At 70.8% G+C, this 22026-nt stretch carries 6 protein-coding genes; 2 read left to right on the top strand and 4 right to left on the bottom strand.

Annotation, left to right across the window (positions count from 1 at the left end):
- The first annotated feature begins 131 nt into the window (after positions 1-131).
- Both D7Y15_RS00755 and D7Y15_RS00750 read left to right on the top strand, forming a co-directional pair.
- Positions 132-1349 (top strand): DUF1015 domain-containing protein, encoded by a 1218-nt coding sequence (locus tag D7Y15_RS00755; RefSeq protein ID WP_121751393.1) that lies wholly within the window; start codon positions 132-134, stop codon positions 1347-1349.
- A 4-nt stretch (positions 1350-1353) separates the two neighbouring features.
- Positions 1354-2601 carry a threonine synthase gene (locus D7Y15_RS00750; protein ID WP_121751392.1) on the top strand — a complete coding sequence of 416 codons (1248 nt, stop codon included), beginning with the start codon at positions 1354-1356 and terminating at the stop codon, positions 2599-2601.
- 12 nt (positions 2602-2613) lie between these two features.
- On the opposite strand, the gene D7Y15_RS00745 is transcribed toward D7Y15_RS00750, so the two are convergent.
- The 4 genes from D7Y15_RS00745 to D7Y15_RS00730 are packed head-to-tail and all read right to left on the bottom strand — an operon-like array spanning position 2614 to position 21990.
- Positions 2614-3465, bottom strand: coding sequence for an aspartyl/asparaginyl beta-hydroxylase domain-containing protein (locus D7Y15_RS00745; RefSeq protein WP_120574212.1), 852 nt, complete (start codon positions 3463-3465; stop codon positions 2614-2616).
- A 55-nt stretch (positions 3466-3520) separates the two neighbouring features.
- Complete coding sequence (locus tag D7Y15_RS00740) at positions 3521-4846, bottom strand: glycosyltransferase (RefSeq protein WP_120574211.1); 1326 nt, start codon at positions 4844-4846, stop codon at positions 3521-3523.
- Between the two features lie 24 nt (positions 4847-4870).
- Positions 4871-6391, bottom strand: coding sequence for a hypothetical protein (locus D7Y15_RS00735; protein ID WP_120574210.1), 1521 nt, complete (start codon positions 6389-6391; stop codon positions 4871-4873).
- Positions 6388-21990 (bottom strand): non-ribosomal peptide synthase/polyketide synthase, encoded by a 15603-nt coding sequence (locus tag D7Y15_RS00730; protein WP_121751391.1) that lies wholly within the window; start codon positions 21988-21990, stop codon positions 6388-6390. Before D7Y15_RS00730 ends, D7Y15_RS00735 begins: the two co-directional genes overlap by 4 nt.
- Between the last annotated feature and the right edge of the window lie 36 nt (positions 21991-22026).

Genomic DNA, 22026 nt, shown 5'->3' with positions numbered 1-22026 from the left:
GGCGGTGGGAGGGTGCTGGGGACACGTCACGCACCGCGCGCGGAACGCTACGCCCATGTCACCGTTATCCATGGGTTGCCTGGTATTCTTTGCCAGCTTACAAAGCAGGCCTACAACCAGGAGCGACATCCGTGGCCGACCTTCAGCCGTTCCGTGGGGTCCGTCCCGCCGAGGCGCTGGGACAGACGCTGTGCACGCCCCCCTACGACGTGGTGAGCACCGCGGAAGCGCGCGCCTACGCCGACGGCAACCCGCGCAGCTTCTTCCATGTCTCGCGGCCGGAGATTGGTCTACCGCCGGGCACGGACGAGCACTCCGAGCCCGTGTATGCGCAGGGCCGCCGCAACCTGGAGCGCTTCTTCGCCGAGGGCTGGCTGCGACAGGACGACGAGGCGTGCTTCTACCTGTACCGGCAGCGCATGGGCGCGCACGTGCAGACGGGCGTCGTCGCCCTGGCCAGGGTCGACGAGTACGACCAGGGCCTCATCCGGAAGCATGAGCTCACGCGCCCGGACAAGGAGGACGATCGCACCCGGCACATCGACACGCTCGGGGGCAATGACGAACCCGTCTTCCTCACGTATCGGGCGGTGCCGTCCATTGGCGCGCTGATGGAGGAGGGGATGCGCTCCAGTCCCCAGTATGACTTCACCACCGAGGATGGCATTGGCCACACCTTCTGGAGGGTGAACGGGAGCCTCAACACGCGGCTCACGGCGGCGTTCCACGAAGTGCCCATGCTCTACATCGCGGATGGACATCACCGTTCGGCGGCGGCCTCGCGGGTCCATTCGTTGCGCAGCCAGCGCGGTGAGAGCGGCGGACACAGCCGCTTCCTGGCGGTGGTCTTCCCTCACGACCAGATGCGCATCCTCGCCTACAACCGCGTGGTGAAGGATCTGAACGGGCTGTCGCCGGAGGCCTTCCTGGCGCGGCTGGGCGAGCGGTTCGAGGTGACGAGCGGGCAATCGAAGACTCAGGACCGGGCGCACCAGTTCGGCATGTATCTGGAGGGCGCCTGGTATCAGCTCACCGCCAGGCCGGGCACGTTCGGCGCCACGCCGACGGAGGAGCTGGACGTGAGCATCCTCCAGAACAACGTGCTGGGGGCGCTCCTGGGCATCCGTGATCCGCGCAAGGACGAGCGCATCCAGTTCGTGGGCGGCATCCGGGGTACGGAGGAACTGGAGCGCCTGGTGGACTCGGGCGCGTGGCGCGTGGCCTTTTCGCTTCCTCCGACGAGCCTGGAGCAGCTCATGACCATCGCGGACGCGGGCGAAATCATGCCGCCCAAGTCGACCTGGTTCGAGCCGAAGCTGCGCAGCGGCCTCGTGCTGCACCTGTTCTGAACCCATGGGGCTCGAACATCTGGTCCGCGCGACCTGCGTGCGCTGCGGCAGCCACTACGGCACGCAAGGGGTCTACACGTGCCCTGGCTGCGGCATCGAGGGCATCCTCGACCTCGAGTATGACTATGACGCCGTGGCGCGGACGCTGACCCGCGAGGCGCTGCAGTCCCGCGTAGGGAGCCTGTGGCGCTACCTGGAGCTGCTCCCGGTGGACAGCACCCGGGAGCTGCCGCATCCCCACGTCGGCATGACGCCCATCTACGACGTGCCACGGCTGGCGTCCGCGGTGGGCGTGAGGGCGCTGAAGGTGAAGGACGACGGCCGCAACCCCACGGCTTCCTTCAAGGACCGCGCGAGCGCTGTCGGTGTCCTCAAGGCCCGGGAGCAGGGGAGCGACGTCATCGCCTGTGCCTCGGCTGGCAACGCGGCCGCTTCGCTCGCGGGGTTCTCCGCGGCCGTGGGCTTGAAGAGCGTCATCTTCGTCCCGGAGCGCACGCCCGAGCCCAAGGTGGCGCAGGTCCTCATCTTCGGGGGCACCGTCCTGCGCGTGAAGGGCTCGTATGACGACGCCTACGCGGTCTGCCAGGACGCCTGTGCGCGCTTCGGTTGGTACAACCGCAACTGCGCGGTCAATCCCTATCTCATCGAGGGCAAGAAGACCGTGGGCCTGGAGATGGCGGAGCAGCTTGGAGAGGAATTGCCAGACTGGGTGGTCTTCTCCGTGGGCGATGGCTGCACCCTGGCCGGGGCCTGGAAGGGGCTGTGGGAGATGCACCGGCTGGGCTTCCTCTCCCGGCTGCCGCGCATGCTTGGCGTTCAGGCGCAGGGGAGTGCGCCCCTGGTGGACGAATACGTCCGGCGGGAGGGCTCCATCCGTCCGGTGGAGGCCCGGACGCTCGCGGACTCCATCGCGGTGGGGCAGCCGCGCAACTGGCGCAAGGCCTTGCGTGCCATTTCCGAATCGCGGGGCGCCATGCTCGCGGTGGACGACGCGAGCATCCTGGAGGCGATGCGGAGGACGGCCCGGCTCGCGGCGGTCTTCGCCGAGCCCGCGGGGGCTTGCGCCGTCGCGGGGCTGACCCGCGCGGTGGAGCAGGGGATCGTGGGGCGCGACGAGTCCGCGCTGGTGGTCATCACGGGCAACGGGCTCAAGGACATCCGGAGCGCGACCGAGGCCTCCGCGCGGCCCATCGACCTGCCCGCGGACATGGCGGGCCTGGAGCAGGTGCTCCGGGCGCGCCAGTTGATTTGATTTGCCGCGGGCTCAGGCCCGCTTGCCGGACGGGGGATTGCGCACGAGGTCGAACTCCTCGCCGAAGTACTCCTCCCACTTCCGTGAGTTCTGCTCGCTCCGGGTGATGTAGGGCGACAGGCTGATGAGCTTCACCACCGTCCGGTTGAGCCCGGACAGCACCGGCGGCAGCGGCCTCAGGAAGTCCACGAAGAGCACCACTCGGTCCCCGTCGTTCTCCTTGCGCACCTCGTGTTCGTGGGTGTCGTCGAAGATGAGGCTTTGCCCCTCGCGCCAGGAGGCCGTCTTGTCGCCCACGCGGATGTGACACGCGTCCGCTGGCTCGGGGACCAGCAGCCCCAGGTGGTAGCGCAGCACTCCCTTGTAGTGCCCGGAGTGCGGGGGGATGTGCTTGCGGCCCCGGAGGATGGAGAACATGGCGCTCGTCATGCCCGGGATGCTCTCCAGGAGACGCGTCGTTTCCGGACACCGGCGGCAGTTGTCCTCGAACTTCACCCCGTAGCCGTAGAAGACGAACGTCTTCCACCTGTCATCCGTGGTCAGCTCGCGCTGCTCGGGCATCAGGTCCTGGAAGTTGGGGATGATCTCCACCCCCCGCATCACCGCGTCCAATTCCTGTCGGATGACCTTCCAGTTGCGCTCCATGCGGCTGGTGAAGGGGAACGCCGCGGGGTCGAAGAAGGTGTTGTTTGCGTCCGGCCGCTGGTGGATGGCCTGGGTGACCTGTTTGGCAGTGAAGAGGGCCCCTTGCGTGAGGGCCGTGCCGGCCAGCTCCATCGCCTGTTGTTTCAGCGCCTGACGCAGACCCGGGGGGCGCGGGGGGGGATTGTTCCCGGAGCTGGAGGGGCTTTGGGTGTCTTCCATGTCTGGCTTTCTGGAGAGGGATTGAAGGGTTGGAAGGGAACGGGTGGAGAAGGGCTCACGCCCGGACCATGTGCTGCTCGAGGGACTCGGCCAGCGCCTGGTCCTGTTCGGCGGCCTGGAAGCAGTCCTGCATCCGCTCCAGGGCGCCGCGGTACGAGGGCCCGCTGATGATCTCCTCCAACTGCTGGACGAGGAGGTCCGGCGTCAGCGTGTCGATGCGGGTGCGCACGCCCAGCCCGTGGTGCGCGACCCGCGCCGCCATGCCGGGTTGATCCCACTGGACCGGCAACACGACCATGGGCACGCCGAAGTAGATGCACTCCTTGATGCTGTTGAAGCCGCCGTGGGTCACCATCGCGGTCGCGCGCCGCAGCATCCGCAGCTGGGGCACGTGCTTCACGGACACGAGGTTGTCCGGCGTTCCTCCTGGGACCTCCTCCGTCCACTGGTTGGTGGCGACCACGAACTGCCAGCCCGGGCGCTGGCGGGCCGCCTGGGCGACGGACTGGTGGAAGCGGCGGGCCTGATCCGCCTGGTTGACCATCGTCCCCAGCGAACACACCACCAGCGGACGCTCCTCATCGAGCCGCTCCCAGGGGAAGTCCGGCTCCTGCCGCTCCAGGTCGATGCAGGGCCCCGTGAAGTGGAGGCCGGCGGAGGGCTTCGCGCCGCGGAACTCCACGAACTCCCGCGGGCAGGGCACGAGCAGGGGCTCGTGCGCGCCGGTGACGCGGCCGCCGAAGTCCAGGCTCGACACCGGGTAGCCATGCTTGCGCGCCAGCGCGCGCCGGAACTTCATCGAGTCCGGCTCAATGCCCACCCAACTGCCCAGCGAGCCCAGCTTCGTGTCGATCAGGATGCGTCCCCAGTCCACGGTGTTCCGGACGAGCGTGGGGAGCCGCTCGTCGGGGATGAGCCCCGAGCTGGTCGGTGGCGTCCGGGGCTCCCAGCGCAGGGGGATGCTCGTGCTCAGCGCCACGGTCGGCACCCGGTGGCCGTGGAGGACGAGGGCCTGCTCCGGCTGCAGGATGTCGATGACGCCCAGGTCCGGGCGCGTCCGCTCGACGATCGCGTCGAACTCGCCCTGGAGCATCGCCTCCAGCGTCTGCGTCTGCCTGCGGGCCAGCTCGCGCAGGAACACCAGCCTGGACAGGCCGCTCAGCGTGCCCAGCCGGGCATTGCTCCTGGCCTGGAAGCCCTTCGGGTAGAGGGACTCGAAGAGGCACTCGAAGCCGAAGCCCTCCGCGCGGATGAAGTCCTCCGTGTCAGGGAGGCTGCAGTAGATGATCCGGTGGCCGCGCTTCTGGAGCGCGCGGGCCATCTTGAACGTGGGGTTGATGTGCCCGCGCGCGGGCATGGGAACGAAGAGGATGGTGGACATGCCTGCACCTGGGAGAAGGGGCGGCTAACGCGGGCCGGGGTCGCGCAGGAGGGAGGGCTCCAGGAAGGCGGAGTCCGGCGGGTACCAGGCCCACGCGCCCGGCGTGGACCCTGGCGGGCGGGCTGACTCCGGAGTCGCGAGCGACAGCACGCCCTTGTCGAAGAGCGCCTCCAGCGGCGCGAGCGGGGGGGCCCCGCGCAGGACGTCGCCCGCGGAGTTGCCCAGCACCCGCGGCAGCAGCGCCTGTTCCTCCTCGCCCAGCCGATCATCGCGGTAGTCGGAGCGGAAGCGCCCGCTGGCCGCGTCGAGCCGGCGCACGGTGGGGCTCAGCCGCACGACCAGGTCCTCGAACGCCCAGTCCGGCCGCGCGGGGTCCGACTCCAGCCGGGCGATGCAGGCTCGGACGCTGGAGGAGAAGGCGGCGCGGGTGAAGGTGCGGCGGATCAGCGCGGCGCCCCGCTGGCAGGCCTCACGCAGGGGCGCTGGCGCGAGCACGTCCTGGAAGATGCGGGCCGCCAGGGAGGCGTAGGCGTCCGGGGCGCCAGCGGCCATCGCCTCGGTCTCGTGGACGAGGATGCCGTGGCCCGGCGGGAGCGCGTGGCGGTTGTTGCCCGCCCCGTTGGTGTAGACGGGACAGCCGTTGAGCACGGACTCCAGCACGTACATCCCGAAGGGCTCCGGGGTGGTGTTGTAGCAGAGCCCGAAGCGGGCCTCGCGCACGAGGCGGAAGAGGGCGGGCTGGCTCAGGTGCGGGACGGGCAGCAGCAGATCCTCCAGCGTCGCGTCCGCGGCCTGAAGCGCCTGGGCGAGCGCGTGCGCCTGGAAGGGGAAGTCGAAGCGGAGCACGTGTTGCAGCAGCGCGAAGTCCTGGGCGGCCACCACCAGCCGCACGGGAGGATGGCCGTGCTCGCGGGCTTGCGCGCGCAGGCCCAGGAGGATGGCGCAGACGGACTGCCAGTCCGCCTTGCCGGGCTGGATGGCGTGGCCCAGCACCTCGCCGCGGTCCAGCGCCTCCTGCACGGTCCGGGGCAGCTCGACGCCGGGGAGGCGCCCCTCGCCGTCGGGGGCCTCCAGGCACGGCAACGTCGGCACGAGGGTGCTTACGTTCGCGGCCCCGCGCGGATCCAGGCACCGCCGAGCGGACCAGTCCGGGGTCAGCAGCAGCGACGTGAGGGTGTCGTGGATGTAGGGCGACAGCGCCCCGTACAGGTCGATGAGCGGGTTGCCCAGCCACGTCGTGGGCTGGCCGTGGAGGCCGTGGAAGAACACGAACGTCCGCCGCGCCAGCTCCCTGTTGGGCGCGCGGATGCCCAGGCCCATGTCGCAGTAGACGGCCAGGTCCGCGGCGGGCCGGGAGTGCAGCGCCAGCACGCGCCGCGCGTTGGCCACCGGGATGCCGGAGTCCCCCGTGTTGGGGTAGTGGCGGTTGAAGCGCTCGACGTCGTGGCCGAGCGCTCGCAGCTCCTCCTCCATCCAGGCGTTGATGGCGCCCGCGACGCTCTGGAACGGCTCCGCCTCCAGGTACAGCCGGGTCCTCGTGCTCATGCGACCTCCCGTGACTTCGAGTCCGAAGGGGGCGGGGCCAGCGACCCCAGGGGCCGGTCCGGTTCCTCCACCACCTCCATCAACAGCGCCTGGAGCGCGTCCACCATCCGCGCGACCGTCGTCGCGTCGAAGAGCTCCGTGCGGTACTCCAGTTGGCCCGTGAGTCCTTCCGGGCCGTCCGTCAGCAGCAACTGCAAGTCGTTGAGCAGCAGGCCCAGGTCCGCGTCCAGCGGTTGGATCTCCAGCCCGGCCAGGGTGACCGCTGGCGCGGCGGAGGCGTGGAAGACGTAGCCGAGCGGGCTCAGCGGGCGGCGGTCCACGACGCCTGGACGCAGCAGCGACACCAGCTCCGCGTGGGGCAGGTCCTGGTGCTCGGAGGACTCCAGGTAGCTGGCGCGCACGCGCCGCAGGACCTCTCGGAAGGAGGGGTTGCCGGACAGGTCCGTGCGCAGCAGCAGGTAGCTGGCGAACATGCCCACCAGCGGCTCCAGCTCCGGGCGCGGGCGGTTGGCGTGCACGATGCCCACCACCGTGTCGCCGCACTGGAGCGTCCGCGCGAGGAACGTCTTGAAGGCCGCCAGCCCCAGCAAGAAGGGGGTGACGCTCTCGCGCCGGGCCAGCGTGTGGAACCTGGCGGACAGCGCGGGCGGGAGCGTGAAGCCGTGGCGTCCCTTGCGGAAGGTGCCGGCCTCCGGGCGCGGGCGGTCCAGGGGCAGCGACGCCGGCAAAGGCTTCTCCAGGCGGCGGCTCCACCAGTTGCGGTGGTGCTCCAGCACCTCGCCGCGCATCCACTCGCGCTGCCAGCGGGTGTAGTCGCGGTAGCTCACGGCGAGTTCCGGCAGCGGCGAGGGCTGTTCGTCGCGGAAGGCAGGGTAGAGCGCCGTCAGCTCTCGCAGCATCACTCCGCCGGACACCTGGTCGGTGAGAGCGTGGTGGACGGCGAGCATGAGGACGTGGCGGCTGTCCGTGACGCGGAAGAGGCGCGTGCGCATCAGCGGCCCGTGCTCCATGTCGAACGGGCGCCAGCCTTCTTCTTCCAGCCGAGACATCAGCGCCTGCTCGCGCGTGTCCTCGGGCAGGGGGCGGAGATCCTCCATGGGGAGTTCCCACTCCGTGGGCGGGGCCACGCGCTGTACGGGCTGACCGTCCACGCTGGGGAAGGTGGTGCGCAGCGGTTCGTGGCGGCGCACCACCTCTTCAATCGCGCGCCTCAGGGCCTCCACGTCCAGGGGGCCGTCCATGCGCAGCGGGGTGAGCACCTGGTTGTAGACGCTCCCCGCGCCCATGCGCTCCGGAGACCAGTAGGCGGCCTGCGCGTGCGAGAGGGGGACTTCGCCGTCCTCCGGGGAGGACGTGATGGGGGGCGGCCTCGCGAGTGAATCGCTGTGCGGGGCCCGGAGCCGATCCGCGAGGCGGGCCACGGTGGTGCGGTCGAACAGCTCCTGAAGCGATACGTCCACGTCGAACACGGCGCGCAGGCGCGCCACCAGTTGCGTGGCGAGTAGCGAGTGGCCGCCCAGGTCGAAGAAGTCGTCGTGGATGCCCACGCGCTCCACGCCCAGCAGCTCCGCCCACAGCGTCGCGAGCAGCTCCTCCACCGTGTCGCGAGGAGCGACCTGGAGCGCCGCCCGTGCGGGCGGAGTGCCCGGGACGGGCAGCGCGCGCGTGTCCACCTTGCCGCTGGCGGTGAGAGGCAGCGCGTCCAGGAACACGAACGCCGCCGGCACCATGTACTCCGGCACTCGCGCCTTGAGCATCGCGCGCAGTGGGGCTTCGTCGGGGGACTCGTCGCGCGAGACGACGTAGGAGACGAGGCGGTGGAGAGAGGGCGAGTCCTCGCGAAGGAGGGTGAAGGCGTCGAGGACGGAGGAGTGGTCGCGAAGGAGGGAGGAGACTTCGGAGGGCTCGATGCGGAAGCCGCGCAGCTTCACCTGGGAGTCGAGGCGGCCGAGGAACTCGAGGCGGCCGGAGGGCAGCCAGCGGACGCGGTCGCCAGTGCGGTAGAGGCGCTCGCCCGGCTCGCGAGAGAAGGGATGGGGAATGAACTTCTCCGCGGTGAGGGAGGGCTGGCCGAGGTAGCCGCGAGCAACGCCAGGGCCGGAGACGAAGAGCTCACCGGGGAGGCCGACGGGGACGGGGCGAAGGAGGGCGTCGAGGACGAAGAGGCGGACGTTGGGGAAGGGAGCGCCGATGGTGGGCTGAGAGGGAATGAGCTGCGACTCAATGGAAGCGCAGACAGTCACTTCAGTGGGGCCGTAGGCGTTGAGCAGGAGGCGCTGGGGGTGGACCCAGCGTGAGGCGACGGCAGCCGGGAGCGCCTCACCCGCGGAGATGACGATGCGCAGGGAGTCGAGGCCCGTGGGGTCGAGCTGAGCGAGGACGGAAGGCGTGAGGGTGACAGCGGAGATGGCGCGGTCGCGGAGCAGGGAGTGGAGGGGCGGCCCTGGGAGGAGCTGCTCGCGAGGAGCAAGGTGGAGGCAGGCGCCTGCGAGGAGGGAAGAGAAGACCTCGCAGACGCAGGCATCGAAGCCGATGGAGGCGAACTGGAGGACGCGGGAGGAGGAGTCGAAGTGGTGTTCGCGGACGGCGGCGAGGGCGGTGTTGGCGAGGCCGCGGTGGGTGAGGAGGGTGCCCTTGGGCTTGCCGGTGGAGCCAGAGGTGTAGATGACGTAGGCGAGCGAATCGGGCAGGGAGCGTGGAGGAGGCGGCTGGGTGGAGCGCGAGGCCACCTGATTCCAATCCGCGTCCACGCACACCAGCACCCCGCCGTGCGCCGGCAGCTCATCCGCCAGATGATCCTGGGTGACGACCACGGGGGCGCCGGAGTCGGCGAGCATGAAGGCGAGGCGGTCCGAGGGAAGCGTCGGATCCAGCGGCACCCATGCGCCGCCGGCCTTGAGGACGGCGAGCATGGAGACGACGAGATCGAAGGAGCGCTCGAGGCAGAGCGCGACTCGGGTCTCGGGACCGACGCCGTAAGCGCGCAGATGCCATGCGAGCTGGTTGGCGCGTGCGTCGAGCTGCTGGAACGAAAGGGTGTCGTCGCCAGCGGCGAGAGCGGCAGCGTCGGGAGTGCGGGCCACCTGCGCTTCGAAGAGCTGGTGGACGAGGCGCTCCTGGGGGAAGGCCACGTCGCTGGCATTCCACTCCACCAGCACCTGGCGCCGTGCCTCTTCCGTGAAGAGCGACAGCGCGCCCAGCGGCTGGTCGGGTGAGGCGAGCACCGCCTCCAGTGCGGTGCTCCAGTGTGACAGGAGCTGGTCGATGGCTTCCGCGCTGAAGCGCGCCGGGTCGTAGCCCAGTCGCAGGAGCAGCTGGCGGTCGGGGATGACCATCGCCGCGAGCGGATAGTTGATGCGCTCCAGGAAGCTGATGTCGCGGATCGCCAGGGCGCTGCCCCGCTCGATGACGGACGTGTCCACCGGGTAGTTTTCGAAGACGAGGAAGCTGTCGAAGAGGGACGAGCCGCGCGGCAGCTCGCTCCAGCCCTGCACCTTCACCAGTGGGCTGTGCTCGTGCTGGCGCATCTCCGCCTGCCATGACTGAAGCTCCTTCAACCACCGCAGCACCGGCACGTCCGGATCCATCCGCACGCGCACCGGCAGGGAGTTGATGAAGAGGCCCACCATGGACTCCACGTCCGTCAGCTCCGGCGGACGTCCGGAGACAGTGGTGCCGAAGACAGCGTCGGTCGTGCCCGCGCAGCGGCCGAGCACCAGGCCCCACGTCGCCTGCACCAGCGTGTTGAGCGTGAGCTGGTGGTCGCGGGCGAACGCCTGGAGCTCCAGGGTGCGCTCCGCGCTCAGGTGGATCTCCCGCTCGCCGGGAGCCAGGGGCGCCGCGTCCGCGCTCACGGGCCGGGCGAGGGGCAGGGGCGTGGGCTCCGTGAAGCCTCGCAGCGACTTGCGCCAGAAGGCCTCCGAACCGGCGTCGTCCCGGCGCTGGAGCCAGGCCACGTAGTCGCGGAAGGGAGGGCTGGACCGGTCCGGAAGAGGCTCGTCGCGCAGGAGCGCCTGGTAGGTGGTGAAGAGCTCCTGGAACAGCAGGCCCAGGCTCCACCCGTCCAGCAACACGTGGTGGTACGTCCACACCATGCGCGTGACGTTCTCCTCCAGGCGGATGAGCGCCAGCCGCATCAGCGGCGGACGTGACAGGTCGAAGCCCTGGGCGCGATCGCGGGCCAGGAAGTCTTCCAGCCGGAGCTGCTGCTCCGCCGGGGACGCGTCGCGCCAATCCAACTCCAGCCACGGGAGCGGGGCGCGGGCGCTCACCACCTGAAGCGGCTCGGCCAGTCCTTCCCAGAAGAGCGCGGTGCGCAGCAGCGGCTGGCGCTCCACCAGCCGGTCCATGGCGCGGTGGAAGGCGTCGCGGTCCAGCGGCGCGTGGAACGTCCAGGTGAGCTGCTCCAGGTACATGCCCACCTGGGGCTCGAACAGCGCGTGGAAGAGCATGCCCTGCTGCATGGGCGACAGGGGGTAGATGTCCCTCGCGAGCGGCGCCGTCTGGAGGATGCGCTCCAGGGCGCTCGGGGCGAGGCGGGCCAGCGGGAAGTCCGCGGGGGTGCGCCGTTCCGCGTCCGTGCCCAAGCGACCGGCGATGATCCTCCGCAGGGCGTCGCCCCAGGCGGTGGCGAGCGCCTGGATGGTGGCGTGGGAGTGGAGCGCTTCGCTGTAGCTGACGAAGAGGTCCATCCGGCCGGAGAGCACGTAGCCGCCCGCCTCCAGCACGTGTGGCCGTCGCTCCGACTCGCCGATGGTGGGGCCCGCGGACTCACGCACCAGGGTGAAGGGGCCCTCGGCGCGCGAGTCCGTGTCGAACTGGCCCAGGTAGTTGAAGCTGAGCTCCGCCGCGGGCAGGGCGCGCAGCCGCCTCGCCGCTTCGTCCTCGCGCAGGTAGCGCAGCAGGCCGTGGCCCAGTCCGCGCGACGGTACCTTCGCCAGCGCCTCGCGCACGGCGCGCACCGCGTCTCCCGGGCTGGCCTCCGAGGGGACCTCCAGCAGCGCCGGGTACAGCGCCGTGAACCAGCCCACCGTGCGCGACAGGTCCACGTCGTCGAAGAGGTCCTCGCGGCCGTGGCCCTCCAGGTCCACCAACTGGCGCGGCTGGCCTGTCCATACCGCCAACGCCTGCATCAGCGCCGCGAGTAGCACGTCGTCGATGCGCGCCCGGTACGCGGCCGGCACGTCCTGCAACAGCAGGCGCGTCTCCTCCGCGCTCAGCGACACCGTCACTCCTCGCGCCGTCGCGAAGGTGGCGTCACCGCCGGCACCATCCCGGGGCAGCGGGCGCACGCGTGAACGGGACGCGTCCAACCAGAAGGGCAGCTCCGCCGTCACCGCTGGCGAATGGGCGTGCGCCACCAGCCGCTCCGCCCACGCCTTGAAGGACGTGCTCTTGGGGGGCAGTGACACCGCGCGCCCCTCCTGGAGCTGCCGGTACACCGTGGCCAGGTCCTCCAGCAGCGTGCGCCAGGAGACGCCGTCCACCGCGAGGTGGTGGATGACGAGCAGCAGGCGTCCGGTCTTCTCTTCCGACGGGTCCACCAGCGCCGCCGCCACCAGCGGGCCGTCCTCCAGCGACAGGCCGCGCTGCAACTCCCCGGCGACCTGCTCCAGGCGCGCCGCGTCCACCCGCCGCACCACCACTCCGCCGGGACCGGGTTCGGCGCAGGTCTGCCGCCAGCCCTCCGCCGTCCGGGTGAGGCGCAGCCGGAGCGCGTCGTGGTGCGCGAGCAGGTGGCCCAGCGCCGCTTCCAGCAGCGGCACCTCCATTGGTTGGCGCAGCTCCAGCACCATGGCCTGGTTGTTGTGCTGCGGTGCCTTCAGCTCGCGCTCCACGAACCAGCGCTGGATGGGTGTGAGCGGCACCGGACCCACCACCGGCCCCTGCTCCCCGGTTGGCACGTCCGCCGGAACCACCAGCGGCGCAAGCTCCGCGATGGTCGGGTGCTGGAAGAGCTGCCGGGGCGTGAGGCGCAGGCCCACGCGGTGCGCGCGGGCGATGATCTGCAGGCTGACGATGGAGTCTCCGCCCAGCGCGAAGAAGTTGTCGTGCAGGCCCACGTTCTCCCGGCGAAGCACCTTCGCCCAGATGTCCGCCAGCCGCTGCTCCACCTCTGTCCGAGGCGCCACGAACGGCGTCCCCACCGAGCGCTCCAGCTCCGGCGCGGGCAGCGCCCTTCGGTCCACCTTGCCGTTGGACGTGAGCGGCAGGGACTCCAGCGCGACGAGCGCCGCGGGCACCATGTAGTCCGGAAGCCGCTGCTGAAGGTGCTGGCGCAGCGTTTCGATGTCTGGCGTCTGGCCCACGGCGGGCGTCACGTAGCCCACCAGCCGCTTGCCGCCCGGCGCGTCCTCGCGCGCCACCACCACCGCTTCGCGCACGGAGGGGTGCAAGGCCAGCGCGGTTTCAATTTCTCCCAGCTCGATGCGGAAGCCGCGGATCTTCACCTGCAGGTCCGAGCGGCCCAGGTACTCCAGCTGCCCGTCGGCGCGTACGCGCGCCAGGTCTCCCGTCCGGTAGAGGCGCTCTCCGGGGCGCGTGGCGAAAGGGTGCGGCACGAAGCGCTCCGCTGTCAGCTCTGGACGGTGGAGGTAGCCGCGCGCCAGGCCCGGGCCTCCCACGTACAGCTCGCCCGGGATGCCCACGGGCTGGGGCTGGAGGCGCGAGTCCAGGACGAAGGTCTGGAGGTCCGGGATGGGCACACCCACGATGCTGCCCGAGCCCCCTTCCGCGTCGGCCGTGTGCACCACGCGGTAGGTGACGTGGACCGTCGTCTCGGTGATGCCGTACATGTTGATCAGCCGGGGCCGCGCGTCCCCGTGCCGCGCGAACCAGGGCCGCAGGCTGGCGAACTCCAGGGCCTCGCCGCCGAAGATGACGTAGCGCAGGGACAGCGCGCCGGGCTCGTCGGAGGTCGCGTCCGCGTGGAGCAGCTGGCGGAAGGCGGAGGGCGTTTGATTGAGGACCGTCACCCTCTCGCGGCGCAGCAGCGACAGGAAGCTCTCCGGCGAGCGGCTCACCCAGTAGGGCACCACCACCACGCGCCCGCCGTACAGCAGCGCGCCCCACAGCTCCCAGACGGAGAAGTCGAACGCGTACGAGTGGAAGAACGTCCACACGTCCTGTGCGCCGAAGCCGTACCAGGGCTCCGTGGCGGTCATCAGGCGCACCACCTGCTCGTGCGCCAGCTGCACGCCCTTGGGCCGGCCCGTGGATCCGGAGGTGTAGATGACGTACGCCAGGTTCTCCGGGGCGACTCCCGCGTCGGGGGCGTGGACGGGCTCCGCTTCGAGGCCGCGGTCGTCCAGCAGCACCACGTGTGCGCCGTGCGCCGGCAGCGCTCCCTGGAGAGAAGTCTGGGTGACGAGCACCGGGACGCGGGTGTCCTCCAGCATGAAGGCCAGGCGATCCATGGGGTACGACGGATCCATGGGGACGTAGGCGCCGCCTGCCTTGAGGATGGCGAGCAGGCCCACCACCATGTCCAGCGAACGCTCCACGCACAGCCCGACGAGCGTCTCCGGCCCCACGCCGAAGGAGCGCAGGCGCCACGCGACCTGGTTGGCGCGCGCGTCCAGCTGCCGGTAGGTGAGGTGCTGCTCGCCGCAGGTGGCGGCGAGGGCGTCCGGCGTGAGGGCCACCCGCGCCTCGAAGCGCTGGTGCAGGGTGGGGCCTCGCGCGAAGCCCTCGCGCGGGGTGTTCCACTCCACCAGGTGCTGGTGGCGCTCGGCTTCGGTGAGCAGCGGCAGCTCCGCCACGCGCCGCTCCGGGTGGGCGGTGACGTCGCGCAGCAGCACCTCCAGGTGCCCCAGCAGCCGCTCCGCGGTGTCCGGCTCGAAGAGGTCGGCGTTGTACTCCAGTCCCAACTGCTGGCCCTGCTCACTGTCGGTGACGTAGAGGGTGAGGTCGAACTTGGCGGTGCGCCCCTCCACGGGCAGCGGGCGCATCGTCAGCCCCGGCAGGGCCCGCTCCAGCTCCAGGCCGTGCTGGTGGACCAGCATCACCTGGAACAGCGGCGTGCGGCTCAGGTCGCGCTCCGGCTGGAGCACCTCCACCAGTCGCTCGAAGGGCACGTCCTGATGGGAGAAGGCGCCCAGCACCGCCTCACGCGCCTGGGCGAGCAGCTCGCGGAACGAACGTTCGCCGTCGATGCGGGCACGCAGCACCAGCGTGTTGATGAAGAGGCCGATGAGCCCCTCCAGCTCCGGGCGCCCGCGGCCGGACACGGGCGTGCCCACGCCCAGGTCGTCCTGGCCAGAGTAGCGGAACAGCAGCGCCTGGAGCGCGGCCAGGTACGTGGTGAAGGGCGTGACGCCCTCGCGGCGGTGGAAGGCTCGCAGTGCGTCCGACAGGTCGCGCGGCAGCCGGCGGGTGGCCACCGCACCCTTCGATGTGACGAGCGCGGGACGCGGCCGATCCGTGGGCAGCTCCAGCGCCCGGGGCATCCCGTCCAGCTGCTGGCGCCACCAGCCGAGCTGCGCGTCGAGCACATCACCCTGGAGCCAGGAGCGCTGCCACACAGCGTAGTCCGCGTACTGCACCGGCAGCGGTGGAAGCGGTGAAGGTTCGTCGCGCAGGAAGGCGTCGTGGAGCACGGCCAGCTCGCGCAGGAGCACCTCCAGCGACCAGCCATCGGAGACGATGTGGTGCAGCGTCAGGAGCAGCACGTGGCGCCGGGGCTCCAGGCGCAGCAGCGTGACGCGCATCAAGGGGCCACGGGCGAGGTCGAAGGGCCGGTGCGCCTCTTCGACGGCGAGCCTGCGCGCCTCCTGCTCGCGCTCCGTCGCGGGCAGCGCCTCCAGGTCAATCACGGTGAGGGGCGCGGCGGCCTCCGCGTGCACGCGCTGCTCTCCGCCGTGCTCGCCCTGGAGGAACGTCGTGCGCAGCGGCTCGTGGCGCCGGATGAGCTCCTGGAAGCAACGCTCCAGCAGGCCCACGTCCAACTCTCCCTCCAGCTCCAGCGCGGCGGGGATGTTGTAGAGCGGGCTGCCGGGCTGCCACTGATCCAGGAACCACAGGCGCTGCTGGGAGAAGGACAGGGGCAGCGCGCCGTCGCGCGGCACGGGGCGAGGGGCCGGAGCGGAACCTTCCTCGGGAGTCCGTGCGTCCACCAGGACGGCGAGCTTCGCGACCGAGGGCGCGTCGAAGAAGGCGCGCAGGGGTAGCTCCACGCCGAAGGTCTCCTGCACGCGCGCCACCAGGCGCGTTGCGAGCAGGGAGTGGCCACCGAGCGCGAAGAAGTCGTCGTGCGGGCCCACGCGCTCCAGCCGCAGCACGCGTGCGAAGAGGCCGCACAGCAGCTGCTCCGTGCGGGTCCGTGGCGGGGCGGAGGTGCGCGTCGCCTCCAACGCGGTGGTGGGCGCGGGCAGTGCCCTCCGCTCCAGCTTGCCGTTGGCGGAGAGCGGCAGCGCGGCCATCACCACGAAGGCCGCGGGCACCATGTACTCGGGCAGCCGCTGCTGGAGGTGCTGGCGCAGCGTGGCCGTGTCGGCCTCTTGGCCCGGGCCGGGCACCACGTAGGCCACCAGACGCGGATCGCCCGGCACGTCCTCGCGCGCCACGACCACTGCCTCGCGCACGGCGGGGTGCAGGCCGAGGCAGGCTTCGATTTCGCCCAGCTCGATGCGGAAGCCACGCAGCTTCACCTGGAAGTCGGTGCGGCCCAGGTACTCGATGGCTCCGTCGGGCCGGTAGCGCGCCAGGTCTCCCGTCCGGTAGAGGCGCGCACCGGGCTGTGTGCCGACGGGGTCCGGCACGAAGCGCTCGGCGGTGAGGTCCGGCCGGTGGTGGTAGCCGCGCGCCAGGCCCAGGCCTCCAATGTAGAGCTCGCCCGGGATGCCCACGGGCACGGGGCGCAGTCCCGCGTCGAGGACGTGCAGACGCAGGTTCGTGATGGGTCGGCCAATGGGGACCGTGCGCGACGGGTCGCCGTGCTCGCATGTCCAGTGCGTGACGTCGACGGCAGCCTCCGTGGGGCCGTAGAGGTTGAACAGCCGCGCTGGCAGCCGCTCCAGGCAGCGCCGCGCGAGATCCGGGGGGAGGGCTTCGCCGCTGGAGAAGATGCGCTGGAGGGAAGCGCAGGATTCCAGTCCCGGCTGCTCCAGGAAGACCTGGAGCATGGACGGCACGAAGTGCAGCGTGGTGATGCGCTCCTCGGCGATGGTGCGCGCCAGGTAAGCAGCGTCCTGGTGGCCTCCGGGGCGAGCCATGACCAGCCGCGCGCCAGTCATCAGCGGCCAGAAGAACTCCCACACGGAGACGTCGAAGCCGAAGGGCGTCTTCTGCAGGACGGCGTCACCGGGTGTGAGCGAATAGGCGGACTGCATCCACGCCAGCCGGTTGTGGATCGCGGCGTGGGTGTTGAGCGCGCCCTTGGGCCGGCCGGTGGAGCCCGACGTGTAGATGATGTACGCGGCGCCCTCGGGCGCGATGGTTACGTGGGGCCGGTGCGTAGGCGCTCGCGTGACGATGTCCCAGTCCGAGTCCAGGCACACCACGCGCCCGGAGGTCGCGGGCAGTGAGGGCTTCAGACTCTTCTGGGTGAGGAGCACCGGGGCGGCGGCGTCTTCCAGCATGAAGGCCAGGCGCTCGGCCGGGTACGACGGATCCATCGGCACCCAGGCGCCGCCCGCCTTGAGGATGGCGAGCAGGCCCACCACCATCTCCAGAGAGCGCTCCACGCACACGGCCACCGGCACTTCCGGGCCCACGCCCAGCGAGCGCAGGTGGTGCGCGAGCTGGTTGGCGCGGGTGTCCAGATCCCGGTACGTGAGCCGCTGGCCTTCGAACACGACCGCCGGTGCGTCCGGCGTGCGGTCCACCTGTGCCTCCACGAGCTCGTGCAGCCTCGCTCCGGCCTGTGCCTGCGTGCCGGTGTCGTTCCACGCCACGAGCAGCGTCTGGCGCTCGGCGGGCGTGAGCAGCGGCAGCTCGGAGAGGGGCGCTTCCGGCCGCGCCACGATGCCGGTGAGCAGCTCCTGCAGGTGGCCGGCCATGCGGGCCACCGTGGCCGCGTCGTAGAGGTCGGTGTTGTATTCGAAGGAGAGGCCCAGCCCTTCGGGATGGTCGGTGAAGGCCAGCGACAGGTCGAAGCGCGCGGTGCGGCTCTCCACCTCCAGCGGGAGCAGGGTCAGGCCCGGCATCGCGCCGGTGAGCTCCAGCCCCTGCTGGTAGATGATCATCACCTGGAAGAGCGGCGAGCGGCTGGGGTCGCGCTTCGGCTGGAGCGCCTCCACCAGCTTCTCGAAGGGCACGTCCTGGTGCGCGAGCGCGCCGAGCGTGGACTCGCGCGCCTGGGCGAGCAGCTCCCGGAAGGAGAGCCCCGGCCGTGGCCGTGCGCGCAGGACCACGGTGTTGATGAAGAACCCGATGAGCCCTTCCAGCCCCTGCTGCTCACGGCCCTCCACGGGCGTGCCGAGCGCGAAGTCCTCCTGGCCAGAGTAGCGGTGCAGCAGCACCTGCGTGGCCGCCAGCAGCGTCACGAAGGGCGTGACGCCCTCGCGGCGGTGGAAGGCGCGCAGGGAATCGGAGAGGGCGCGCGGCAGCCGGGTCTCGCTCACGGCGCCGCGGTGGCCCTGGGTCGCGGGCCGGGGGCGATCCGTGGGCAGCTCCAGCGCCTGGGGCATCCCGTCCAACTGCTGGCGCCACCAGCCGAGCCGCGCGTCGAGCACGTCGCCCTGAAGCCAGGAGCGCTGCCACACGGCGTAGTCCGCGTACTGCACCGGCAGCGGTGGAAGCGGTGACGGCTGTCCCCGCTGGAAGGCGTCGTAGAGCGCGGCCACCTCGCGGAGCAGCACCTGGATGGAGCGATCATCCGAGACGATGTGGTGCATCACCCCGAGGAGCACGTGCTCCTGTTCCTCCAGCCGCAACAGCGTGAGCCGCAGGACCGGTCCCGCCGACAGGTCGAAGGGCCGCTGCGCCTCCGCGTCGGCGAGCCTGCGCGCCTCGGGCATCCGCTCGGCGGTGGGCAGGCTGCTCACGTCGATGACTTGAAGCGGAATGGACCGCGCCGGGTGGATGAGCTGGTGGGGCTCCTCCTCCGTGGAGTCGAAGGTGGTGCGCAGGGATTCGTGACGGCGGATCAGCTCGTCGAAGGCGGACTGGAGCGCGGGGAGGTGGAGGGCGCCGAGGAGCCGGAGCGCGGAGGGGACGTTGTAGAAGGCGCTCTGGGGCTGCCAGCGGTCGAGGAACCAGAGTCGCTGCTGGGCGAAGGAGAGAGGCGGGGGCGCGCCATCGCGAGGTGTGGGGCGCAGCGGAGGCGCGGAAGAAGAGAAGGAGGAGTCGCGAAGGGCGTCGAGGCGCTGGGCGAGGAGCGCGGGAGAAGAGGCCTCGAAGAGAGCGCGAAGGGGCAGCTCCAGGCCGAGGGCTTCGCGCACGTGGGCGACGAGGCGGGTGGCGAGGAGTGAGTGTCCACCGAGGGCGAAGAAGTCGTCGTCGATGCCGACGCGCTCCAGCCGCAGCAAGCGAGCGAAGAGGCCGCAGAGGAGTGCCTCGGTGCGCGTGCGGGGCGGGACGAAGGATGCGGCGAGAGAGGCGTCTGCGTCGGGGAGAGGAAGGGCCTTGCGGTCCACCTTGCCGTTGGAGCTGAGGGGCAGGGTGTCGAGGAGGACGAAGGCCGAAGGCACCATGTACTCGGGCAGGTGCGAGGCGAGCGACGCGCGGACTTCGGAGACGTCGAGAGGCAGGCCCGGGCGCGGGCAGAGGTACGCGACGAGACGCGCGTCACCGGGGGAGTCCTGGCGAACGAGGACGACGACGTCACGCACGGCGGGCAGCTGGCGCAGAGAGGCTTCGATTTCGCCCAACTCAATGCGGAAGCCGCGCAGCTTCACCTGGAAGTCGATGCGGCCCAGGAAGTCGAGGGAGCCGTCAGGCAGCCAGCGGACGCGGTCACCGGTGCGGTAGAGGCGCGCGCCGGGTGAGGAGGCGAAGGGGTCCGGAATGAAGGAGACGGCGGTGCGGGAAGCGTCGAAGAGGTAGCCGCGGCCGACACCCGTACCCGCGACGAAGAGCTCGCCCGGAATGCCGAGGGGGCAGGGCCGAAGGAGGGAGTCGAGGACGTAGAGGCGGGTGTTGCAGACAGGGCGGCCGATGGGGACAACGGAAGAGGCCGGAGGTGAGGAGAGGAAGGCGTGGGTGACGTCGTCGGAGCACTCGGTGGGGCCGTAGGCGTTGACGAGGGGAATGGCGGGCCACGCGAGAAGCCAGCGGCGAGCGGTTTCGGCGGGAAGGGCCTCTCCGGTGGGAAGCATGAAGCGCAGGCGAGAAAGCGCGGGACGTGCAGCGCCGCGAGAGTCCGTTTCCTCGAGCAGAGCATTCAGCAGGGAGGGGACGGACTCGACGATGGAGACGGCGTGGGCCTCCAGCGCATCAAGCAGTGAGCTAGGAGAGTGGGCAACGTCGTCGCCAAGCACCAGCGTCTGGCCACCGACGAGCAGGGCAACGAAGGACTGCCAGACGGAGATGTCGAAGCACTGAGAGGCCGTCTGGGCGACGACGTCCGTGGGCCCGAGGCCGAGAGCAAGCACCTTGGCATGCAGGTGGTTGAGCATGCCGCGCTGCTCGACCATGGCGCCCTTGGGAGTGCCGGTGGAGCCAGAGGTGAAGATGACGTAGGCGAGGTGCGAAGGAGACGCGCGAGGCGAGAGGCGCGAAGAGGGAACGTCCGCGTTCAGGGAAGCTTCAAGCGAAAGGACGCGCGGGCGAGAGTCCTCGGGCAACAGCGCGAGGGAGGACGCCAGCAGCGGCGCGAAGACATCGGCGACGAGGACGAAGGGAGCGCGGCTGAGGGAGAGAATCTGGGCGAGGCGCTGGGGCGGGTGGAGCGGGTCGAGGGGCAGCCAGGCAGCGCCGGCCTTGAGGACGCCGAGGTTGGAAGCGACGAAGTCGCAGCCACGAGGGGCCAACAGAGCGACGAGGGAATCGGGCTGGACGCCAGAGGCGACGAGGTGGTGTGCGAGGCGGTTGGAGCGAGCGTCGAGGGCGCGGTAGCTGAAGGAAGAAGACGCGTCGCGGACGGCGACGGCGTCGGGAGCGCGGTCGGCCTGGCCTTCGAAGAGCTGATGGAAGCAGGCGTCGAGCGGCACGTCGGCGTGGGTGCGGTTGAAGTCGAGGAGCACCTGACGCTGCTCGGCCTCGGGCATCAGCGGCAGTGAAGCCAGGGGCGCCTCGGGGCGCGCGATGGCGGCCTCCAGCACCGTGCGCAGGTGCTGGGTGAGGCGCGCGATGGTCGCCTCCTCGAACAGGTCGGTGCTGTACTCCATGTGACCGACGAGCCCGCCACGCTCCACCTCCACCAGCGACAGGGTGAGGTCGAACATCGACCGGCCCGCGGTGCTCTTGATGGCCTCCAGCGCCAGGCCTCCCAACTGGGGACGGCCCTGCGGCTTCTGGAGGATGAGCATCACCTGGAACAGCGGCGTGTAGCTGAGGCTGCGCCGGGGCTGGAGCTCCTCCACCAGCTTCTCGAAGGGCACGTCCTGGTTGTCGAACGCGCCCGTCGCGGCCTCGCGCACCCGGCCCAGCATCCCCAGGAAGGTGGGATCGCCGGACAGGTCCGTGCGCAGCACCAGCGTGTTGAGGAAGAAGCCGATGAGGCCCTCCAACTCGGCCTGGCTCCGGCCGGCGCTGGGCGTGCCCACGCAGACCTCGTCCTGCCCCGAGTACCGGTGCAGCACCGTCTGGAAGGCCGCGAGCAGCACCATGTAGAGCGTGGCGCCGCTGCGCCGGCCCAGCGACTTGAGCTGCTCCACCAGCGCGGCGGGCAGCTCCACGCGCAGCTCCGCCCCCTGGAACGTCTGCACGGCCGGACGCGGCAAGTCCGTGGGCAGCTCCAGCACCTGCGGCGCGCCGCTCAGCCGTGCCTTCCAGTAGTCCAGCTGACGCCGCAGGGCCTCGCCCTCGCGTCCCTGCTGCTGGCGCGCGAAGTCCGCGTATTGCAACGGCAGTGCTGGGAGCACTGGCGCGGTGCCGGCGACGAAGGCTTCGTAGAAGACGCCCACCTCGCGGATCAGCACTTCGATGGACCAGCCGTCGGAGACGATGTGGTGCATCGTCAGGAGCAGCACGTGCTCCTCCGGAGAGAGCCGCAGCAACCGGGTGCGCAGCAGCGGTCCGCGCGTCAGGTCGAACGGCCGTCGCGCCTCCTCCGCCATCCGCTTACGCGTCTGCTCCTCGCGCTGCTCCAGCGGCAGGCCCGTCAGGTCCTCCGGTGCCAGCACCAGCGTCAGTGACGGATCCGCCACCTGCACGGGCTGGCCGTCCTGTTCCATGAAGCGCGTCCGCAGCGATTCGTGGCGTTCCACGAGCGCGTTGAAGGCCCGCCCCATGGCGGTCACGTCCAGCGGCCCGCGCAGGCGGAACGCGGCCGGGAGGTTGAACAGCGTCGTCCCGGGCTCCATCCGGTCCAGGAACCACAGCCGCTGCTGGGCGAAGGACAGCGGCGACGGTTCGGACGCCGCGCGCGCGGGCCTCGGGGCTGGTGCAAGGTCCTTCGCCGGCGCACCGGAGGCCTGCTGCCGTTCGGCCATCTTGCGCAGCAGTTGCTCGCGCTTTTCGGGAGGAAGGTGGGCGATCCGGTTGCGAATGTCGCTCATGGTGCTCGGTCGGTGAAGAAGGTGGGGCGAAGAGGG

Origin of the sequence: Corallococcus sp. AB030 (assembly GCF_003668965.1) — a bacterium.
Classification (GTDB): domain Bacteria; phylum Myxococcota; class Myxococcia; order Myxococcales; family Myxococcaceae; genus Corallococcus; species Corallococcus exiguus.
This window is presented reverse-complemented; position numbering and strand designations above follow the sequence as displayed.

Bases quoted from the DNA above. Each gene is read 5' to 3' on its own strand.
- D7Y15_RS00750 (WP_121751392.1), top strand. From the start codon at position 1,354: ATGGGGCTCGAACATCTGGTCCGCGCGACCTGCGTGCGCTGCGGCAGC.
- D7Y15_RS00745 (WP_120574212.1), bottom strand. From the start codon at position 3,465: ATGGAAGACACCCAAAGCCCCTCCAGCTCCGGGAACAATCCCCCCCCG.
- D7Y15_RS00740 (WP_120574211.1), bottom strand. From the start codon at position 4,846: ATGTCCACCATCCTCTTCGTTCCCATGCCCGCGCGCGGGCACATCAAC.
- D7Y15_RS00735 (WP_120574210.1), bottom strand. From the start codon at position 6,391: ATGAGCACGAGGACCCGGCTGTACCTGGAGGCGGAGCCGTTCCAGAGC.
- D7Y15_RS00730 (WP_121751391.1), bottom strand. From the start codon at position 21,990: ATGAGCGACATTCGCAACCGGATCGCCCACCTTCCTCCCGAAAAGCGC.